The sequence below is a fragment of the Actinomycetospora callitridis genome, assembly GCF_028737265.1.
Taxonomy (GTDB): domain Bacteria; phylum Actinomycetota; class Actinomycetes; order Mycobacteriales; family Pseudonocardiaceae; genus Actinomycetospora; species Actinomycetospora callitridis.
This window is the reverse complement of record NZ_JAQZAK010000001.1, coordinates 757,695-774,402: the sequence shown is the minus strand read 5'-3', so window position 1 is coordinate 774,402 and position 16,708 is coordinate 757,695. Positions and strand designations below refer to the sequence as shown.

The 16,708-nt window shown below is 76.0% G+C and carries 17 protein-coding genes; 6 read left to right on the top strand and 11 right to left on the bottom strand.

Annotated features, from left to right (window positions below; all coding sequences use genetic code 11):
- Positions 1-91: 91 nt before the first annotated feature.
- From PH191_RS03725 to PH191_RS03685, 9 genes are all read right to left on the bottom strand, one after another.
- Positions 92-1,132: a FecCD family ABC transporter permease gene (locus tag PH191_RS03725; protein WP_274193268.1), complete on the bottom strand. Its 1,041-nt coding sequence runs from the start codon at positions 1,130-1,132 to the stop codon at positions 92-94.
- Positions 1,129-2,202, bottom strand: coding sequence for a FecCD family ABC transporter permease (locus PH191_RS03720; RefSeq protein WP_420791740.1), 1,074 nt, complete (start codon positions 2,200-2,202; stop codon positions 1,129-1,131). The genes PH191_RS03725 and PH191_RS03720 overlap by 4 nt, the downstream gene beginning before the upstream one ends.
- A complete protein-coding gene (locus PH191_RS03715) occupies positions 2,199-2,897 on the bottom strand; it encodes an isochorismatase family protein (protein ID WP_274193267.1) in 699 nt (232 codons plus the stop codon). Before PH191_RS03715 ends, PH191_RS03720 begins: the two co-directional genes overlap by 4 nt.
- Positions 2,894-4,615, bottom strand: coding sequence for a (2,3-dihydroxybenzoyl)adenylate synthase (locus PH191_RS03710; RefSeq protein WP_274193266.1), 1,722 nt, complete (start codon positions 4,613-4,615; stop codon positions 2,894-2,896). The genes PH191_RS03715 and PH191_RS03710 overlap by 4 nt, the downstream gene beginning before the upstream one ends.
- Positions 4,612-5,862, bottom strand: a complete 1,251-nt coding sequence (locus PH191_RS03705; protein ID WP_274193265.1) for an isochorismate synthase — start codon at positions 5,860-5,862, stop codon at positions 4,612-4,614. The genes PH191_RS03710 and PH191_RS03705 overlap by 4 nt, the downstream gene beginning before the upstream one ends.
- 75 nt (positions 5,863-5,937) lie before the next feature.
- Positions 5,938-6,699, bottom strand: coding sequence for an SDR family oxidoreductase (locus tag PH191_RS03700; protein ID WP_274193264.1), 762 nt, complete (start codon positions 6,697-6,699; stop codon positions 5,938-5,940).
- Positions 6,696-8,141, bottom strand: coding sequence for a lysine N(6)-hydroxylase/L-ornithine N(5)-oxygenase family protein (locus PH191_RS03695; RefSeq protein WP_274193263.1), 1,446 nt, complete (start codon positions 8,139-8,141; stop codon positions 6,696-6,698). The genes PH191_RS03700 and PH191_RS03695 overlap by 4 nt, the downstream gene beginning before the upstream one ends.
- Before the next feature lie 217 nt (positions 8,142-8,358).
- Positions 8,359-8,667, bottom strand: coding sequence for a hypothetical protein (locus tag PH191_RS03690; protein ID WP_274193262.1), 309 nt, complete (start codon positions 8,665-8,667; stop codon positions 8,359-8,361).
- 228 nt (positions 8,668-8,895) lie between these two features.
- On the bottom strand, positions 8,896-9,309 hold the full coding sequence (locus PH191_RS03685) for a DoxX family protein (RefSeq protein WP_274193261.1): 414 nt from the start codon (positions 9,307-9,309) through the stop codon (positions 8,896-8,898).
- Between the two features lie 108 nt (positions 9,310-9,417).
- Here PH191_RS03685 and PH191_RS03680 point away from each other — a divergent pair, with 108 nt between their 5' ends.
- On the top strand, positions 9,418-10,176 hold the full coding sequence (locus PH191_RS03680) for a class I SAM-dependent methyltransferase (protein WP_274193260.1): 759 nt from the start codon (positions 9,418-9,420) through the stop codon (positions 10,174-10,176).
- Here the strand turns inward: PH191_RS03680 and PH191_RS03675 are convergent.
- Positions 10,154-10,444 (bottom strand): hypothetical protein, encoded by a 291-nt coding sequence (locus tag PH191_RS03675; RefSeq protein ID WP_274193259.1) that lies wholly within the window; start codon positions 10,442-10,444, stop codon positions 10,154-10,156. The two genes, PH191_RS03680 and PH191_RS03675, sit on opposite strands and share 23 nt — an antisense overlap.
- Positions 10,445-10,596: 152 nt before the next feature.
- On the opposite strand from PH191_RS03675, the gene PH191_RS03670 reads away from it, so the two are divergent.
- Both PH191_RS03670 and PH191_RS03665 read left to right on the top strand, forming a co-directional pair.
- Positions 10,597-12,144, top strand: a complete 1,548-nt coding sequence (locus PH191_RS03670; RefSeq protein WP_274193258.1) for a 1,4-alpha-glucan branching protein domain-containing protein — start codon at positions 10,597-10,599, stop codon at positions 12,142-12,144.
- A 70-nt stretch (positions 12,145-12,214) separates the two neighbouring features.
- Positions 12,215-13,447 carry a glycosyltransferase family 4 protein gene (locus PH191_RS03665; RefSeq protein WP_274193257.1) on the top strand — a complete coding sequence of 411 codons (1,233 nt, stop codon included), beginning with the start codon at positions 12,215-12,217 and terminating at the stop codon, positions 13,445-13,447.
- Between the two features lie 28 nt (positions 13,448-13,475).
- On the opposite strand, the gene PH191_RS03660 is transcribed toward PH191_RS03665, so the two are convergent.
- The gene (locus PH191_RS03660) at positions 13,476-14,222 is read right to left on the bottom strand and encodes an acyltransferase (protein ID WP_274193256.1); all 747 of its coding nucleotides are present in this window, start codon (positions 14,220-14,222) and stop codon (positions 13,476-13,478) included.
- Between the two features lie 23 nt (positions 14,223-14,245).
- Here PH191_RS03660 and PH191_RS03655 point away from each other — a divergent pair, with 23 nt between their 5' ends.
- The 3 genes from PH191_RS03655 to PH191_RS03645 are packed head-to-tail and all read left to right on the top strand — an operon-like array spanning position 14,246 to position 16,666.
- On the top strand, positions 14,246-15,109 hold the full coding sequence (locus PH191_RS03655) for a ribokinase (RefSeq protein WP_274193255.1): 864 nt from the start codon (positions 14,246-14,248) through the stop codon (positions 15,107-15,109).
- Entirely contained in the window at positions 15,097-16,044 is a 948-nt protein-coding gene (locus PH191_RS03650) for a nucleoside hydrolase (RefSeq protein WP_274193254.1), read from the top strand. The genes PH191_RS03655 and PH191_RS03650 overlap by 13 nt, the downstream gene beginning before the upstream one ends.
- Before the next feature lie 52 nt (positions 16,045-16,096).
- On the top strand, positions 16,097-16,666 hold the full coding sequence (locus PH191_RS03645) for a DUF5709 domain-containing protein (protein ID WP_274193253.1): 570 nt from the start codon (positions 16,097-16,099) through the stop codon (positions 16,664-16,666).
- Positions 16,667-16,708 lie beyond the last annotated feature (42 nt).

The window sequence follows — 16,708 nt, the reverse complement described above, 5'->3', positions numbered from 1 at the left end:
TCCTCGCCTGTCGATGCCCCCCGGTCGCTGTGAGTTTGGCAAGGCTTACCTATGAAGGACAAGGTGCCCGGACGCGACGAAGCGCACGCGGTCACCGGCCCGCCCTCCACTCGCGGGCGAGCAGCCACACGAGGTAGAGCCCGCCGATCGCCGCGGTCATCGCCCCCGCCGGGAACTGCAGCGGCGCGACGAGCCGCTGGCCGAGCACGTTGCCGGCGAGCAGCAGGACGCCGCCCATCAGCCCGGCCGCGATCACGGTGGGGCCCGTGGTGCCGGCGAGCCTGCGGGCGAGCTGCGGGGCCGCCAGCGCCACGAACGCGACGGGACCGACGGCGGCCGTCGCCACCCCGACGAGCGCGACGCCGGCCAGCAACGTCACCACCCGCGTGCGCCCGACCGTCACGCCCACCCCCCGGGCGAGCAGGTCGCCCATCCCGAGGAGGTCCAGGCGCCCGCTCACGCCGACCGCGACGGGCACGAGGACGGCCAGCGCGATCGCGGTGGCGAGCACCTCGGTCCAGCCGCGCCCGTTGAGGGTGCCCACGAGCCAGCTCTGCGCAGCGACCGCGGCCGGCAGATCGGCGCGCAGGATGAGGACGTTGTTGAGCGCGGCGAGCACCGCGTTGACGCCGATCCCGACGAGCACGAGGCGGTAGCCGCCGGTGGCCCCGCCCAGCAGCGCCTGGACCGCCAGCATCGTGACGACGGTGCCGATGAGCGCGCCCGCGGTGGTGCCCGCGGAGCCGCCGCCCACCAGCAGGATCGCGATGAGGGCCCCCGACGCCGCGCCGGTGGTGAAGCCGAGCAGGTCCGGGCTCGCGAGGTCGTTGCGCGCCAGCGACTGGAAGAGCGCCCCGGCCACCCCGAGCGCCGCGCCCACGACGAGCGCGAGCACCACCCGGGGCGCGCGCAGGTCCAGCACCACGTACTGCTGGGCGCGCGAGCCGGTGCCGGTGAGCGCGCCGACCACCTGGCCGACCGAGAGCTGGTAGTCCCCCAGCGTCATCGCCAGCGCGCCGAGGACCACGGCGGCGACGAGCAGGCCGAGGGTGGCGGCGACGGCGCGGGGCCGGACCCGGACGGACAGACCGCCGGCCCGGAGCACGGGGACGCGGTACGGGGTGGCCGTCACAGCTCCACCACCCGCCGCCGGCGGGCGATCGCGAGGAAGACGGGCGCGCCGACGAACGCGGTCACCACGCCGACCTCGAGCTCGGCCGGGATCACGACCACGCGGCCCACCACGTCGGCGCCCACCACGAGGAGCCCGCCGAGCACCATCGACCAGGGCACGACCCAGCGCTGGTCGGGGCCGGTGATCCCGCGCGCGAGGTGCGGCACCGCGAGCCCGACGAACGCGATCGGCCCGCAGGCCGCGGTCGCGCCGCCGCAGAGCAGCACGATCCCGACCCCGGTCATCGCCCGGACGCGCGTGACGGGGACGCCGAGCGCGCGAGCCGTCGTCTCGCCCAGCGCCAGCGCGTTGAGCGCGCGCGAGAGCCCCAGGGCGAGCAGCGCGCCGACGGCGAGGAACGGCAGCACCTGCAGCAGCGCGCCGGGGTCCCGGCCGGTGAGGGACCCGACGCGCCACACCCGGAACTGGTCGAACGTCGTGGGGTCCACCAGGGCCACCGCGTAGATGACGCCCTGCAGCGAGGCGCCGACCGCGGTCCCGGCGAGCGCGAGGCGCACCGGGGTGGCGCCGCTGCGTCCCGTCGCCCCGAGCAGGTAGACCAGGACCGCGACGGCGGCCGCGCCGGCGAGCGAGAACCAGACGTAGCCGTCGAGCGTGGTGATGCCGAACAGCACGATGCCGCCGACGATCGCCGCCGAGGCGCCCCAGTTGATGCCCAGCACGCCCGGGTCGGCCAGCGGGTTGCGGGTGAGCGCCTGCATGAGCGCGCCGGCCGCGCCCAGGGCGATGCCCACGGCCAGCCCGAGCAGGGTCCGCGGCAGCCGCTGCTCGAGGACGATGACGGCGTCGGTGTCGGTGGGCGAGGCGGGCCCGTGCAGGAGCGCCTCGAGCACGGCGGCGGGCGGGACGCCGCGGCTGCCGACGACGAGGCTCGCCACCAGGGCCGCGAGCAGCAGGACGGTCGCGAGGACCAGTCCGCCCGCGCGGGTGCTGGTCCGCCGGGCGGCGGCGGGGGGCGCGGGTGCGGTGCGCCGGGCGCCGGTGGTGTCGGCGTCCGGCAGCGTCACGCCGGCGCCTCCCGCTCGGCCCCCGTCGCCGCCACGGCGTCGGGCCCGCGCCCCAGCGCGTCGAGCGCGCGGTCGGTCGAGGTGACGACGCCGCACCGCTGCGCGGTCCAGGTGATCGCCTGCTCGTGGTGGGCGCGGGAGAAGTCGGCCGTCGCGTCGGCCACCAGGAACGGCTGCACGTCGCGCATGAACGCCTCGACGGCGGTCACCATGCAGCCGATGTGGGCGTAGATGCCCGTGATCAGCAGCTGGTCGCGGCCCGCGTCGGCGAGCAGCTCGGCGAGGTTGCTGCGCTGGAAGGCGCTGTAGCGCCACTTGGTCAGCACCTCGTCGCCGGGCTCGGGCGCGAGCTCGTCGAGGATCGCCACCACGCCGGGGTCCTCGGCGTAGGCGGCGGCCGGGCCGCGGCCCCAGAAGTCGTCGAGCAGGCCGCGCTCCGCGGGGGGCTGCTCGCCGGGCTGCGCGGTGTAGACGACGGGGACGCCGAGGACCCGGGCGCGGGCCGCGAGCGCGGCGATGTTCTCGACGCAGCGGCTCACCGGCTCCTCGGTGCGCGAGAACGGGGCCACGAAGTAGCGCTGCATGTCGTGCACGAGCAGGACCGCCCGCGCGGGGTCGGGCGACCAGTCCGGGCGGCTCGCCGGCAGCTCGTGGGCCTGCGGCAGGGCGTAGGGCGTGATGGTCGGCAGGCTCACGACGGGCTCTCCTCGTCGGGGTCGGGGGCTCCGGGTGTCGGGCGGCGCGCGTGGTCGGCCAGCGCGGCCCGCAGCGCCCCGCGGCTGGTCTTGCCCACGCCGGTCGCGGGGAAGGCGCCGACCACCTCGACGGTGTCGGGCACCTTGTAGGCGGCGACGCCGCGGTCGCGCACGAAGCGGCGCAGCACCGCGGGGCGCGGGGGCTCCCGGTCGGGCACCGGGATGACGTAGGCGCGGGTGCGCTCGCCGAGGAAGTCGTCCGGCACGCCGACGACGGCGGCGTCGACGACGTCGGGGTGGGCGAGCAGGTGGTTCTCCACCTCCTCGGCCGCGATCTTCTCGCCGCCGCGGTTGATCTGCTCCTTCACCCGCCCCGAGACGATGATGTTGCCGCCCGGATCGAGCCGGACCAGGTCGCCGGTGCGGTAGAAGCCGTCGGCGGTGAAGGCCGTCGCGTTGTGCTCCGCCGCGCGGTAGTAGCCGCGGATCGTGTACGGCCCGCGGGTCAGCAGCGCGCCCACCTCGCCCGGGGCGACGTCGCGCTCCTCGGGGTCGTCCGGCACGACCACGCGGATCTCGTCGTCCGGGGAGATGGGGCGGCCCTGGGTCTCGACGACGACGTCGTCCGGGTCGTCGGCGCGGGTGTAGTTGACCAGCCCCTCGGCCATCCCGAAGACCTGCTGCAGGCGCGCCCCCAGCACGGGCCCGATCTTCCGTGCGAGCTCCGCGGCGCACTTGGCCCCGCCGACCTGCAGCTCCTGCAGGCTCGAGAGGTCCCGCGCGGTCGACGAGGCGGCCTGCACCCACGCCGCCGCCAGCGGCGGCACGACCGCGGCCAGCGTGACGCCCTCGGCCTCGATCAGCCCGAAGCACGTGTCGGCGTCCGGCGAGGGCGCGAGCACCGAGGTGCCGCCGGCGTGGACCACGCCGAGCAGGCCCGGCGAGCTCATCGTGAAGTTGTGCGAGGCGGGCAGGGCCGCGAGGTACACCGTGTCCGGCGTCAGCCCGCAGATCTCCGCGCTGGCCCGGACGCTGTACAGGTAGTCGTCGTGGGTGCGCGGGATCAGCTTGGGCAGGCCCGTGGTCCCGCCCGAGAGCTGCAGGAACGCGATCGACGACGGGTCGGCGTCGTCGCCTGGCAGGGCGCCGGGCGGGGTGCGGCGCAGCGAGCCGAGGGTGACGACGCCGGACGGCACCTCACCGGCGGACGGCGCGGCGATCACCACGTGGCGCACGGAGTCGACGGCCGCGGCGACCTCGAGCGCCGCCGCGGCGTGGTCGAAGCGGTCGTGCCGGCCGACGGTCACGATCGCGGTCGCCTCCGCGTGCTCGGCGAAGTAGCGGATCTCGCTGGCGCGGTGCGCGGGCAGCGCGAACACCGGCAGGGCGCCCAGGCGGAACAGCGCGAAGACGACCTCGAGGTACTCGGGCACGTTCGGCAGCCACACGACGACGCGGTCGCCCGGGGCCACACCGAGCTCGCCCAGCCCGGCGGCCAGTCCGCGGGCGCGGGCGTCGAGCTCGTCGTAGGTCCAGCGCTGCGGTCCCGAGGGGCCGGTGCCGACGACGGCCGTGCGCGGGCCGTGCACGGCGACGGCGGCGTCGAGCAGGCCGGCGAAGGTCTGGCCGGTCCAGTAGCCCGCGGCCCGGTAGCGCTCGGCGACCTCCGGCGGGTACGGGACGACGCCCTCCTCCACGGGGCGGGCGGTGGTCGTCACGGCGTCGCCTCCAGCCCGAGCGCCGAGAGCAGCGTGCGGAACTTGGCGCTGGTCTCCGCCAGCTCCGCCTCGGGGCGGGAGCCCTCGACGACCCCGGCCCCCGCGTAGACGCGCACCGCGCGCCCGGCGACCTCGGCGCAGCGGATCGTGACCGCCCACTCGCCGTCGCCGTCGGCGTCGCACCAGCCGACGAGGCCGGAGTAGAAGCCGCGGGGGAACTCCTCGAGCTCCTCGATGGCCGCACGGGCGGCGTCGGTCGGCTCCCCGCACACGGCGGGCGTGGGGTGCAGCGCCTCGGCGAGCTGCAACGAGGTCGGCGCGGGGTCGCGCAGCGTGCCCTCGATGCGGGTGCCGAGGTGCCACAGGGAGGCGGTCCGGGTGACGCTCGGGGCGGCCGGGACCTCCAGCGACGTGCAGTAGGGCGCGAGCCGCTCGGCGACCCGGTCGACGACGAGCGCGTGCTCGCGCAGGTTCTTGGCCGACGACGCGAGCTCCTCGCCGCGGCGGGCGTCCTCGTCGGGGTCGGGGCATCGCGGGGCCGTCCCGGCGAGCGGGTGGGACACGACGAGGTCGCCGCGCCGGGCCGCGAGCAGCTCCGGGCTGTTGCCGACGAGGGTCCGGGGAACGGGGCCATCTGCCGGGTCGGTGACGTCCGCGGCGAACACGTAGCCCCTGGGGTTGCGGGCGGCGAGGCGCTCGAGGATCACGGCCAGGTCGAGGGGCGCGGGCGCGGTGAGCGTCGCCGCGCGGGCGAGCACGACCTTCTCCAGGTCACCCTCGGCGATCATCTCCAGCGCGCGGCGCACCGCGGCCGCGTAGCGCGGCGGCGGCGGCTCGGCGCGGAAATCCCACCGGGTGCCCACCGACGCGGGCGCCGAGGGCGGCGCGTTCAGCGGCGGCGCGGGCGGGGCGTCGCTCTCCTGACGCGCGATGGTCGGCGTGCGGTGGACGTGCCCCGGGACCACGAGGCGGGCCTCGCCGGGCGCGAACCCGACCGCCCCCACCACCAGTGGATCGGGGTTGCCGGCCGCCCGCTCGGCCGCGAGCGTCGCCGCGGCCATCGCACCCACGGAGCCCGGCGAGGCGTCCGGGACGCGGGTCCGCACCCCCGTGGTCCGCAGCGTCACCTCGCGGGTGGAGAAGAGGAAGGCCCCCGGACCGGAACCGGGGCCGGGCGGGACGTCGACCGACACGTCGTCCCCCACGGGCTCGAGCTCCGGACCGGCGCTGGTCGGGGTGCTGGTCATCGGGGTCCTCTCACGATGCGGGCCGAGGGCTGTGGTCGGGCGTGCGGGGACGGCAGCGGTGGCGGAGAGGTCGGCTCAGGGCCCGAGGGAGGCCCCGCCGTCGACGTAGACGGTCTGGAAGGTGACGTGACGGGCGGCGTCGGAGGCGAGGAACGCGACGACCTCGGCCACGTCCTGCGGGTCGGCGATCCGCCCGAGGGGGATGCCGAGCTTGAACGTCTCGGCCGAACCGCGGACGAGGGCGGCGTGGTCGGCGGGCAGGTCGCCCATCGCCTCGAGCATCCCGGTGTCGGTGGAGCCCGGGCACACGACGTTGGCGCGCACGCCCTGCCCGGCGAGCTCGAGGCCCAGGACGCGCGTGAGGGCCACCGCGGCCGCCTTCGACGCGGCGTACGCGGCCATCCCCGTGCGCGGGACGCCGGCGGCGTTGGACGCGACGGTGACGACGGAGCCGCGTCCGCGGTCGGCGAGCCGCGCGCCGACGGCGCGGCAGGCGTGCATGACGCCGGTGGCGTTGACATCGAGGCAGTGCCGCCAGTCGGCGTCGTCGAGCTCGGTGACCCGGCCGACGTGCAGGACGCCGGCGACGTTGACCAGCGTGTCCAGCGGCCCCAGCGCCTCCTCGGCGGCGTCCACCGCCTTCTCGACGGCAGCCGCGTCGGTGACGTCGGCGGGCACCGCGACCGCGGTGCCGCCGTGCTCGCGCACGGTCGCGGCGGCCGCCTCGACGGCCTCGGCGTCGCGGTCGAGCAGCGCGACCGGTGCGCCGGCGTCGGCGAGGCGCCGGCAGACAGCGAGCCCGATGCCGCCGGCGGCTCCCGTCACGAGGGCCGTCACGACGTCACCACCCCCGGGTCGCCCCACCGCTGCCCGACGGTCGCGGGCTCGCCGCTCTCGTGGGCGACCGGCAGGTCGGGCTCGGGACGCCGGTGCCCGAGCACCGAGTCGAGGATCTCGCCCGCCCGCACGGCCGTGGTCGAGAGCAGCGTGGAGCTGATGCCGTGGGTGTGCTCGGTGGGTCCCTGCAGGTAGACGCCGGCCGTGAGCGGCTCGACGGTGTGCAGCCGGTAGTCGCGGTCGACCAGCAGCTCGCCGTCGTCGGCCCGCCGGCACCAGGCGCCGACGTCGCCGAGCAGCCCGCTGGGGTCGATCGGCCGGTAGCCGGTGGCGTAGACGACGACGTCGGCGGTGATCGTGTGGTGGTGGCCGGTGGTCAGGACCTCGACGTCGACCTCGATGTCGGGGCCGTCGGCACCCGCTCCGGGCCCGTCGCCGTCGACGTCCGGGTCCGGGGAGCGCACGCTCGACACCCGCGACGCCCCGTGCACGTGCAGGCGCCGCGGCCCGCGGACCTGCTCCTGGTAGGCGCGCCGGTAGAGCTCGGCGATCAGCTCCGGGTCGACCACCGAGTAGTTCGTGTTGGCGTGGTAGTCGAGCAGCATCTGCTTGACCTCGCCGGAGGCCGCGAAGAAGTGGTCGACCGCCTCGGGATCGAAGATGCGGTTGGCGAACGACGTGTCGTCGGCCGGGCTGTAGCCGTAGCGGGAGAACACGGAGTGCACCTCGGCCGCGTCCTCGCGGTCGTGCAGGTGCGCCGTCGTCTCCGCCGCGCTCTGCCCGGCGCCGATGACGACGTAGCGGCGGCGGCGCGGACCGACGGGCGGGAGCTCGCCCAGGCGGGAGAGCAGCTCGCTGTTGTGCCAGATCCTCCTGCCGCGCTGGACGCCCTCGGGCAGCCACGGCACCAGGCCGGTGGCGAGCACGAGGTTGCGGGTGCGCACGACGCGGGAGCCGGCGCCGTCTCCCTGGGCGTCGCGCAGGACGACGTCGATCTGGTCGATCTCGCCGTCGGGCCCGGTCACGGGGTGCACCGCGACCGCCCGCGTCCCGTACGAGACGAGGTGGCGGACGTCGGCGGCGCACCACTCGAGGTAGTCGTGGAACTCGACCCGCGAGGGGAACAGCGACTTGTTGTTGATGAAGTCGGCCAGCCGGCCCTGGCCCTGCAGGTAGTTGAGGTACGACCGCGGGCTCGTCGGGTCCCGCATCGTCACGAGGTCCTTGAGGAACGACACCTGCATGGTGGCCCCGTCGAGGAGCATCCCGCGGTGCCAGCCGAAGGCGGCCTGCTGCTCGACGAACGAGGCGCGGATCCGCGAGGAGTCGGGCGTGCGTTCGTTGTGCTCCTGCACCGCCAGGGCCAGCGCGAGGTTCGAGGGCCCGAACCCCACCCCGAGGACGTCGACGACATCCCCGGGCGATCCCGGTTCGCGATTCATCGTTCTCCCCGACGTCGACACAAGATCGTTAGGAAACCCTAACCTAACCAGACGGATGCGGCGACGACCATGTCAGCCCTCCCACATCGCGTAGTCGGACGTTCACGGGGTGTTGTAGACGCGGGCCAGCTCCGGGTCAGCACCGGTCGCGGAACGCAACGGGCCCGGCCCCCCGATCGGTGGGGCCGGGCCCGGTCGTGGACCTCGGGAGCGCTCCTCAGAGCACGCTGATGGCGATGTCGTTGCCGCTGAGGTTGTCGTTGAGGATCCGGTTGCAGACGACGTTGCCGAGGTTGGCGCCGCCGACGGGCGCCTGCGTGAGGACGTTGCCGAGCGCCGAGTCGCCGTCGATGCCGCCGTCGGCGGTGGCGCTGCCGCCGGTGACGTTGCAGTCGCTGTCGCTGCTGCTCTCGTGGCTCGAGTGGTGCTCGGAGTCGTCGTGGCACTCGGTGGCCGACGCGAACGGGGCGGCCACCATGAGACCGGCCGCGACACCGACGGTGACGACACCCATCTTCTTCAACATCAGGACTCCTCGGGAGGCTGGATCTGGGGAGCGGGACGCCCCGACCGCCTTCTCCCGGCGACGTCCCCCCGTCGCTCCCGAGCGAGCCCGGTCCGGCCCGTGCGGTGACGACCACCACTCAACGAGGGGACCTCGCCGGAGTGACGCAGCGATGTCGACAGTGACCTTCGGTCACCTTCTGTGGCGTTCGCCGGTGGGTGCTCACCCTGTCGCCGAGGCCTGCTGGGCTCAGCGGCGCCGCGCACCGGGGAGCAGGCCGCCGGCGTGCAGCGCGGTCGCGCACAGCACGGGCTGGAGGAACAGGCGCCCGAGACGCTTGCCGTCGGTGTCGAGCCCGAGACCGTCGACGCGGTGGCGGTACTGCGCGATGTTGCCGGGGAACACGGCGACGAGGAACGCGGCCGTCAGCGCCGCCATCCGGCGGCGCTCCTTCGGCAGGACGAGCAGCCCGAGACCGAGCGCGATCTCCGCCGCCCCACTGAGCAGCACGACGTCGTCGGCGTCGATCGGTACCCAGGGCGGCACCTGCGACCGGAACTCCTCGCGGACGACCGTGAGGTGCCCGGTCCCGGTGAGCACCAGGCCGACACCCCACCCCCACCGGACCAGTTGCTGGGTGATCGGCGGCGTCTCGGCGGCCATGGTCTGCACCTTCCTCGTGGGGACTCGCGACGGCGTACCCGATCGACCCTCACACACCCACCCGGGCCTCGACGGGGAGCGGCACGGGGTGCGCCCGCGACTGCCAGGATGGCCGGCGTGAGCCTCCCTCTCACCGGCGAACGCACGGTGCCCGGGCTGGACGTCGAGAACTACTGGTTCCGGCGCCACGAGGCCGTCTACCTGGCGCTGGCGTCCGCGTGCGCGGGGGCGGTCGTGCTCGACGCCGGGGTCGGCGAGGGGTACGGCGCAGCACTGCTGGCCTCGTCGGCCCGCCGGGTGGTCGGTGTCGAGCTGGACGCGGCCGTCGCCGCCCACGTCGCCGCGCGCTACCCGGCCGTGGGCGTGACGCGGGCCGACCTGCAGGCCCTGCCGGTGGCCGACGGGACGGTCGACGCGCTCGTGACGCTGCAGGTGATCGAGCACCTGTGGGACCAGCCGGGCTTCCTCGCCGAGTGCGCGCGCGTCCTGCGTCCCGGCGGGCGGCTGTTCTGCGCGACCCCGAATCGGCTGACCTTCTCGCCCGGCGCCGGGCCCGAGGACCGTCCGCTCAACCCGTTCCACACCCGCGAGCTGACCGGGCCCGAGCTCGCCGGGCTCGTCGCCGACGCCGGCCTGGCCGTGGAGTCGCTGACCGGCCTGCACCACGGCCCGGCGCTGCGCGCGCTCGACGCGCGCCACGGTGGCTCACTCATCGACGCGCAGGTCGCGCTCGCGCTCTCCGGGGCACCGTGGCCCGACCAGTTCGCCGCCGACGTGGCCTCGGTGTCGGCCGGGGACTTCGAGCTGCGCGCCGACGACGTCGACGCCTCGCTGGACCTCCTGGTCAGCGCCGTCCGACGGCCGTGAGGGCCGGGTTGACGACCTCCTCGGGCAGCGCCTGACGCATCGCGCCCGCCGCGGCCTCGCCGACCACCACGTCGCCCGTGTCGCCGCCGCCGGTGCAGGTCAGGCCGCCCCCGGTCAGCCTCCCGCCGCCGCCCGTGCACTGCTCGGCGGTGGTCACCGGGACGCCCGGGACGGGCGAGGCGACGGCCGTGCCGGCGAGCCCGAGGAGGGCACCGCCCGCCGAGACGGTGGCGAGTGCTCCGGCGACGATCCGAGACGTGCTCCGCATGGGGTCCCTTCCGGGTTCGGGGGTGACGCTCACGGCCCAACGAGGCGCGCCCGCTCCCGTGATGGCCCCGGCCGCCGCTCCGCCGTCCGGGGTGGTGGGAAACTCTGCCGTCGGGGTCGCACCGAGGGGGTCGGACGGCGGGAGGGACGGACGTGTCGAGGGAACCGGTCGGCACGTTCTGCCTGGTCCTGCACTCCCACCTGCCCTGGCTGCTGCGCCACGGCGCCTGGCCGGTGGGCGAGGACTGGCTCTACCAGGCGTGGGCGCACGCCTACCTGCCCGTCGTCGAGACCCTCGAGCGCCTGGCCGTCCGCGGGCAGCGTGACGTGCTCACCCTCGGCGTGACGCCGGTGCTCGCCGCCCAGCTCGACCACCCCGCGGCGCTGCGATCGATGCACACCTGGCTCGCGGACTGGCAGTTGCGCGCGCACGAGGCGCGGGATCCCGCGCTGTCGACCCGCGAGCACCGCGCCGCCGCCCACGCGCTCGAGGTCTTCGAGCGCGACTGGCGCCACGGCGCCTCGCCCGTGCTGGGGCGCCTCGCCGACGCCGGGGTCGTCGAGCTGCTCGGCGGGCCCGCCACGCACCCGTTCGCCCCGCTGCTGCCGGGGCGCGTGCGGCGGTTCCTGCTCGACGCGGGCCTGCGCGACGCTGACGTGCGCCTGGGTCGTCGGCCGGCGGGGATCTGGGCGCCCGAGTGCGGCTACACCCCCGGGCTCGAGCACGACTACGCGGCGGCGGGCGTCGAACGCTTCCTCGTCGACGGCCCGGCGCTGCGCGGCGACACCGCGGCCGCGCACCCCGTCGACGGCACCGACGTCGTGGCCTTCGCGCGCGACCTCGAGGTCACCTACCGGGTGTGGTCGCCGCGCGCGGGCTACCCGGGCGGCCCCGACTACCGCGACTTCCACACCTACGACCACGACACCGGCCTCAAGTCCGCGCGGGTCACCGGCCGGCGGGTCGCGACCGGGGACAAGAAGCCCTACGACCCCACCCGCGCCGCCGCGGCCGTGGCGCGCGACGCGCAGGACTTCGTGGGCGTGGTCCGGGCGCGGCTCGAGGCGTTGCGGGCGCAGCGGGGGCGGCCGGGCCTGGTCGTCAGCGCGTTCGACACCGAGCTGTTCGGGCACTGGTGGCACGAGGGTCCCGCGTGGCTCGAGGCGGTGCTCGCCGCGCTGCCGGCGGCCGGGGTCCGCGTGACGACCCTGCGCGGCGCGGTCGAGGCCGGCCACGTCGAGGAGCCGGTGGTGCTGCCCGCGTCGTCCTGGGGGTCGGGCAAGGACTGGCGGGTGTGGGACGGGCTCGCGGTGCGCGACCTCGTGGCCGACAACGAGGACGTGGCGCGCCGCCTGCTCGCCGCCGTCGACGGCGCCCCGCCGTCCGCGGGCCGCGACGCCACCCTCGACACCCTCGCGACCCAGGCCGCGCTGGCGCTCTCGAGCGACTGGGCGTTCATGGTCACCAAGGACTCCGCGGCGCACTACGCCCGCCGTCGCGCCGCGCAGCACCGCGACCGCGTCCGCGAGCTGACCGACCTGCTCCCCGCCGGCCGGCACGACCTCGCGGCGTCCCGTGCCGCCGGGTTCGCCGCCCAGGACGACGTCTTCGGGCGCCTCGACGCCCGGGCCCTGCGCCGCCGCCCCGCGGACGACCGCCGCGCCGCCCCTACCTACTCCGGAGTAGGGTCGCTCGCCTGATCCACCAGCCTGGGGACCACGCTGACGTTCAACGTCAGCAAAGCCCCCACGATCATGAGCGGGGTCGCCCGTGCGCGTGCTGATGCTCTCCTGGGAGTTCCCGCCGGTGGTGGTCGGCGGTCTCGGGCGCCACGTCCACGCGCTGGCGACGGCCCTGGGCGACGCGGGGCACGACGTGGTCGTCGTCTCCCGCCACCCCGCCGGCACCGACGCCGAGACGCACCCGACGGCGATCGAGCGCGTCGACGGCGTGCGCGTCCTGCGCGTGGCCGAGGACCCGCCGCACCTGGAGTTCGTCCGCGACCTCGTCGCCTGGACCCTCGGGCTGGGCCACGCGATGCTGCGCGCGTCGGCCGGCCTGCTGCGGGACTGGACGCCCGACGTCGTCCACGCCCACGACTGGCTCGTCGCCCACGCGGCGATCGCGCTCGCGGACCTCACCGGCGCGCCGCTGGTCGCGACGATCCACGCCACCGAGGCGGGCCGGCACGGCGGCTGGCTCTCGCAGCCGCTCAACCAGCAGGTGCACTCCGTGGAGTGGTGGCTCGCCCGCCGCGCCGACACCGTCGTCACCTGCTCGCAGGCCATGCGCGCCGAGGTCTCCGGGCTCTTCGACCTCGACCCGGACGACGTCGCCGTCGTGCACAACGGCATCGACCCCTCGGGGTGGGCGGGCCGCGCGGCGCCGGAGCGCGACGGCCCGCCGCGCCTCGTCTACGTCGGGCGCCTCGAGTGGGAGAAGGGCGTGCACGACCTCGTCGCCGCCCTCCCCGCGATCCGCCGCGCCCACCCCGGCACGCAGCTGCTCGTCGCGGGCACCGGCTCGTGCTCGGACTGGCTCGCCGAACGGGCGCGGGCCGCGCGGGTGCGACGGGCGGTGCGGCTGCTCGGCCACGTCGACGACGCCACGCTGCGCGACCTCCTCGCCGGCGCCGACGCGGCCGTGCTGCCCAGCCGCTACGAGCCGTTCGGCATCACCGCGCTGGAGGCCGCCGCGGCCGGCGCGCCGCTGGTCGCATCCCGGGCGGGCGGGCTGGGCGAGGTGGTCGTCGACGGCGTCACGGGCCTGTCCTTCGCGCCCAGCGACGCGCCGGGGCTGGCGGCCGCGGTGATCCGCTGCCTCGACGACCCCGTGGCCGCCCGCGCGCGTGCCGGCGCCGCCCGCCGCCGCCTCGACACCGACTTCGCCTGGCCGTCCATCGCCGCCGAGACGGCGGCCATCCATGCCACGACGAGACCCGGTCCCCCGCGCGTCCTGGGCCGCCCCAAGATCCCGACGGGCAACGTCTTCGGCACCCCGTGAGCGATGTTCACGGCTATAGCCGTGAACATCACTCACGTACGGCCGGCTCGCCCGCCGACGTGCCCGGTGCGCCGTCCGGGGAGGCCACCGCCTGCCCCGCCGCCAGGGCCGTCTTGCGCGCGATGTCCGCCAGCGCGGCGCGGTCGGCGGCCGCGGCCTCGTAGTCGGCCATCCGGTCGCGGACCACGCGGGCCGGCGCGCCCACGGCGACAGAGTGGTCGGGGACGTCGCCCCGCACCACGGCGTGCGCGCCGAGCACGCAGCCGCGCCCGACCCGCGCCCCGCGCAGCACGGTCACCTTGGTCCCGATCCACGTCTCCGGCCCGATGCGCACCGGCGACTTGACGATGCCCTGGTCCTTGATCGGCACGTGCACGTCGGCGTAGCGGTGGTCGAAGTCGCAGACGTAGATCCAGTCGGAGAGCAGCGTGGCCTCGCCGAACTCGATGTCGAGGTAGCAGTTGATCGTGTTCTCGTTGCCGAACACCGACTTGTCCCCGATGCGCAGCGAGCCCTCGTGGCAGCGCACGCGGGTGTTGTCGCCGATGTGCACGAACCGGCCGATCTCCAGCCGCCCGAACCCCTCGCGGGCCTCGAGCCGCACGCCCTTGCCCAGGAACACCAGCCCGTGCATCACGATGTGCGGCTGGCGCACCCGAACCTTGATCATCCGCCAGTACCGCACCAGGTAGAACCACGACCACGCGCGGTGGCGCACGATCCACCGCAGCGACGCCCAGGTGAGCAGTCGCGGCTGGCGCGGGTCCGACCTCACGGGTGTGACCCTACGATCGCGCCGTGGCGTCCCCCCGATCCGGCCCGACCGTCGCCGTGGTCGGCAGCGTCAACCTCGACCTGGTGGCCCGCGTCGAGCAGCTGCCGGCGCCCGGGGAGACCCTCACCGCGCGCAACGTCACCCGCGTCCCCGGCGGGAAGGGTGCCAACCAGGCCCTCGCCGCGGCCCGGCTCGGCGCGCGCGTGCGGCTGTTCGCCGCCGTCGGCACCGACCCCCTCGCGGGTGAGGCACTGACCCTGCTGCGGACCGGTGGGGTCGACCTCAGGTCCGTCCGACGGGTCCGGGACGCCCCCACGGGCACCGCGATGATCCAGGTCGACGACGACGGCGAGACCACGATCGTCGTCGACCCCGGCGCCAACGCGGCCCTGACCGTCGACCCCGCCGCCCTCGACGCCGACGTCGTGCTCACCGTGCTCGAGGTGCCCGACGAGCCCGTCGCGACGGCGATGGCGGCGTCCGGGTTCACGGTCCTCAACGCCGCGCCGGCCCGGGCGGTCGCCGGCGACGTCCTCGCCGGGCTCGACCTGCTCTGCGTCAACGCCGGCGAGTACGGCGCCCTCGCCGCGCACGCCGACCTCGAGGACGTCGTCGCCGTCGCGATCACCCACGGCGCCGCGGGGGCCGAGCTGCGCCGCCGCGGGCGGGTCGTCGCCCACGTCGCCTCGCCACCGGTCGACGCCGTCGACGGCACCGCCGCCGGCGACGCGTTCACCGCTGCGCTCGCGATCGCGCTGGCCACCGGCGTCGACGACGAGAGCGCCCTGACGCGGGCCTGCCGGGCGGGCGCGCTGACCGCGACACGTCCCGGCGCCCAACCGTCGCTGCCGACCTTCGAGGAGATCGACGTCCCGTGGCCCCGCTGATCGTCGACACCGACCCCGGCGTCGACGACGCCTACGCGCTCGCGCTCGCCGCGCGCGCCCCCGAGGCCGATCTCCGGGCCGTCACCGCCGTCTTCGGCAACGTCGACCTCCCGACCACGACGACCAACGCGCGCCGCCTGCTCGGCATGCTCGGGCGCGGGGACGTGCCGCTCGGGGTGGGCGCCGACCGGCCGCTGATCCACCCCACCACGCAGCGGGCCGCCGACGTCCACGGCGACGACGGGCTGGGCGGGATCGCCGAGCGCTTCGGCCCGCTCGGTCCCGAGCCGGCCGGACGGGCGCTTGAGGTGATCACCCGGGTGCTGGAGACGAGCACCGAGCCCGTCGTCCTCGCCGCGATCGGCCCGCTGACCGACGTCGCCCTCCTGCTCGCGACCCGCCCGGACCTCGCCGAGCGGATCGGCCGGCTCGTGGTCATGGGCGGCTCGATCGGGGCCGGCGGCAACGTCAGCCCGGCCGCGGAGTTCAACGTCTGGTCCGATCCCGAGGCCGCGCGCCGCGTGCTCGTCGAGGAGCGGGTGCCGACGACGTTGGTGCCCCTGGACCTCACCCACGAGGTGACCGTCGACCGCGCCTGGCTCGACGCCCTCGCCGCGTCCGGGCCGGTCGGCGAGGCCCTGGCCGCGACCCGTGACGTCTACGCGCACGGTGAGGCACTCGGCGTGGACCGCGTCCCGATCCACGACGCGGTCGCCCTGCTCGAGGCGATCGTCCCCGGGACGCTGGCGACGGTGCCGCTGGAGGTCGAGGTCGACACCTCGCTCGGGCCCGGACGCGGGACGGTGCACGCCGACCGCCGGGGCCGGGCTCCCGGCGGCCGGACCGTCGACATCGCACTGCCCCAGGACACCGACGTCGACGCGGTCCGCGACGCCCTGTTCCGGCGCCTGGCCGGTGACGACCCTGACCGGTAACGACCCTGACCGGTGACGACATGGCCGGGCGAGCGGTCGGGTAGCCACACCCATGACCGAGCCCGAGCACCGTGACGACGTCCCCGAGTCGCCCGACCTGGGCGCGAGCATCCAGCTGGAGTCGGGCGAGTCCCTGGACGGCCGACCCGGCACCGACGGCCTCGACGCCGGCTACGTCTCGCCGAACCGCCCCTTCGGCCTCGACGACCCGGACACCACCCCCGCCGGGCAGCGTGAGCGCGAGACGGTGGACGAGCGCCTCGCGCGCGAGATCCCCGACGACACCGGCGGCGCGGCCACCGCGCCCGGACCGGAGCTCGCCGAGGGCGAGATTGGGTCCGAGGCCGGACAGGGTCGGTCCGGGCGTCTCACCGCCGCGGAGCCCGACCCCGACCAGGTACCGGGCCGGTCCCTCGCCGCCGTCGACGTCGGCATCTCGGGCGGTGCCGCCTCCGCCGAGGAGGCCGCGGTGCACGACATCGAGGAGGACGAGATCGTCGATCCCGAGGACGCCGACCGGGCGCTGGGCGCCGACCCCGGCGAGCGCCTCGAGGGCCCGGAGGTGCGTCTGCGCGACGACGACGTCGACCCCGCGAGCGGTGTCCCCGACACGTCGCTCTGAGCCCTGGCCTCTGAAGTCTGACCGCACCCGCGGCCCGGCCCT